This window comes from Gluconacetobacter entanii (assembly GCF_003206495.1).
Classification (GTDB): Bacteria; Pseudomonadota; Alphaproteobacteria; order Acetobacterales; family Acetobacteraceae; genus Novacetimonas; species Novacetimonas entanii.
The window spans coordinates 1-2,699 of the sequence record NZ_NKUF01000102.1; the positions used below are offsets into that span (position 1 = coordinate 1).

Annotated in this window: 1 protein-coding gene; it reads left to right on the forward strand. The window is 62.4% G+C overall.

Annotation, left to right across the window (positions count from 1 at the left end; all coding sequences use genetic code 11):
• The first annotated feature begins 252 nt into the window (after positions 1-252).
• Positions 253-2,439, forward strand: a complete 2,187-nt coding sequence (locus CFR72_RS16540) for a pyrroloquinoline quinone-dependent dehydrogenase (RefSeq protein ID WP_110914793.1) — start codon at positions 253-255, stop codon at positions 2,437-2,439.
• Positions 2,440-2,699: the final 260 nt, after the last annotated feature.

Genomic DNA, 2,699 nt, shown 5'->3' on the forward strand with positions numbered 1-2,699 from the left:
CTTCTGAAAGGCCACATCAACAGGCCTTACAGAAGACCGCACACGATCACACGTCAATATGGGTCAGAAAACTCTTGCATAACGGACGGCAACCACAGAGGAAGTCGGTTTTGACGGCTGGGGCCTGCTGCCCCGCGTGTTCGGCCACACCCTTCTTGCCATTGGCGTGGCACTCAGCCTGCCGGTCCTGCGTCGCGCACAGAACGCACGCACCACCTCCGTGCGGGAGATTGCATGATGTCCACAAACCCCATGCTGCGTTCCATGCTGCTTGGCGCCACGATCATCGCCGGCCTTTCCTGTACCGCCGCCCTGGCGCAGGTTCCCCCTGCTGACCAGCCCCCCGGCCAGAACAACGCCACCGTCCCGCCTTCCGTGCCTGCGCCGCCTGCGGATGCCTTTGCGCCGCCCTCCCCCAACGCCCCGCAGGCCGCGGGCGTCAATGCGGCCAACATCCCCGACGGACCGCCCGCCGAGCCAAGCGAAGCAACGCCGATGGTCGAACAGGTCACGGCCAACCAGGCACATGACGACTGGCCTGCCTATGGCCGTGATGACAGGGCGACCCGCTTCTCACCGCTGGACCAGATCACGCCGGCCAATGTCAGCCACCTCAAGCGCGCCTTCATCTACCATACCGGCAGCAAGCCGGGACCGGGACAGGTGAACAAGTGGGCTGCCGAGACCACGCCGATCAAGGTGGGGGACGGCCTGTACATGTGCTCCGCGCTGAACGACATGATGCGCATCGACCCCGCCACGGGCAAGGAAGTCTGGCATTTCCACGCCAACGAGAAATATGAGAGCATCACCTATACGGCGGCGTGCAAGGCGGTTGTGTATTATACCTCCTCCACCGTGCCGGAAGGCGAGCACTGCCACCACCGCATCCTTGAGGCCACGCTGGACGAACGACTGATCGAGGTGGATAGCGAGGACGGCAAGGTCTGCGAGGGCTTTGGCTGGCACGGCATGGTCAACCTGATGAAGGGGATGGGTGAATCGGTGCCCGGATTCGTGGCCGAAACCGCGCCGCCGCCGATCGTCAACGGTGCGATCATCACCAACCAGGAAATCCTCGACGGGCAGCGCCGCTGGGCACCGTCGGGTGTGATCCGCGGGTATGATGCCGAAACCGGCCGCTTCCTGTGGGCATGGGATGTCAACCGTCCGCATGAACATGGCGAGCCGAAGGAAGGCGAGCATTACAGCCGTGGCACCCCCAATTCGTGGGCGGCCATGATCGGCGACAACGCGCTGGGACTGGTTTACGTGCCGACCGGCAACTCGGCCGCCGATTACTACAGCGCCCTGCGCAGCCCGGAGGAAAACAAGGTCTCCTCCGACGTGGTCGCGATCGACGTGAAAACGGGCGAACCGCGCTGGGTGTTCCAGACCGTGCACAAGGACGTCTGGGATTACGATATCGGGTCGCAGCCGACGCTGATGGACTTTACCAAGCCTGACGGCTCCACGGTGCCTGCGCTGATCATGCCGACCAAGCGTGGCCAGACCTTTGTGCTGGACCGCCGCACGGGTGAACCCGTCCTGCCGGTCGAGGAGCGGCCCGCGCCGTCGCCGGGCATGGTGCCGGGCGATACGCGTTCGCCGACGCAGCCATGGTCGGTCGGCATGCCGCGCCTCGGCTTTGCCCCGCTCAAGGAAGCCGACATGTGGGGCATGTCCCCCATCGACCAGCTTTACTGCCGCCTGAAATACCGCCGTGCGCATTATGTGGGTGAGTTCACGCCGCCGAGCATCGACAAGCCGTGGCTGGAATATCCCGGCTATAACGGTGGCTCCGACTGGGGCAGCGTCGCCTATGATGAAAAGACCGGCATCCTGATCGCCAACTGGAACAACACGCCGATGTATGACCAGTTGGTCAGCCGCAAGAAGGCGGACAAGCTGGGCCTGATGCCGGTGGATGATCCCAACTACAAGCCCGGTGGTGGCGGGGCCGAGGGCGCCGGCGCCATGGCCGAGACCCCCTATGGCATCGTCGTTTCGCCCTTATGGGACGAATATACGGGCATGATGTGCAACCGTCCGCCCTATGGCATGATTACCGCGATCGACATGCACACGCAGAAAGTGCTGTGGCAGCATCCGCTGGGCAGTGCGCGCGCCAACGGCCCGTTTGGCCTGCCGACGCACCTGCCGCTGACGATTGGCACGCCCAACAATGGCGGCCCGGTCATTACGGCCGGTGGCCTGATCTTTGTTGCCGCGACGACCGACAACATGATCCATGCCTTCGACATCCATACCGGCAAGGAAGTGTGGAACGACGTCCTGCCCGGTGGCGGACAGGCCACGCCCATGACGTATGAATACAAGGGCAAGCAGTATGTCGCCATCATGGCCGGTGGCCACCACTTCATGATGACGCCGGTGACGGACGACCTGGTGGTCTACGCGCTGGATAACGCCAACTGATCGCCCACGTCAGTACGGGCCAACGGAACGGGGTTGCATCATGCGGCCCCGTTTTTCGTTTGTCGGTTGATGGATGGCAAAAATTTTTTGGGTACCGGCTTTTTCAGGGATGCGGCATTTTCAAAAAGTCATCTGCATGTCTGTATATTACAGATCGAGCGGGGACTATCCTGAATTTTGTGCGGTGTGGTGATAAATTGCTCGAAGAGGAGCCCCCGCATGAGCATTGATAAAGACCTCCTGGACCGCCTGATGGAAGG